The organism is Geomonas diazotrophica, from assembly GCF_018919385.1.
GTDB classification, from domain to species: Bacteria; Desulfobacterota; Desulfuromonadia; order Geobacterales; family Geobacteraceae; genus Geomonas; species Geomonas diazotrophica.
Genome location: NZ_JAHLMF010000058.1, coordinates 1 through 249, shown reverse-complemented (window position 1 = coordinate 249; position 249 = coordinate 1). Strand labels below are relative to the sequence as shown.

General features: G+C 49.0%; 1 rRNA gene. It reads right to left on the bottom strand.

The window, feature by feature from the left end:
- Positions 1–249, bottom strand: a 23S ribosomal RNA gene (locus KOM00_RS20540); the annotation flags it as partial.

Genomic DNA, 249 nt, shown 5'->3' with positions numbered 1-249 from the left:
ACGCAGATTACCTTTACGTAGGAAACCTTGGGTTTTCGGTGACAAGGTTTCTCACCTTGTTTTTCGCTACTCATGTCAGCATAATCTCTTGTGATACCTCCAGCCGTCCTCACGGTCGACCTTCACAGGCTTACACAATGCTCCCCTACCACTTGATCCTTAAGGATCAAATCCGCAGCTTCGGTACTATGCTTAGCCCCGTTACATTTTCCGCGCAGACCCACTCGACCAGTGAGCTATTACGCTTTC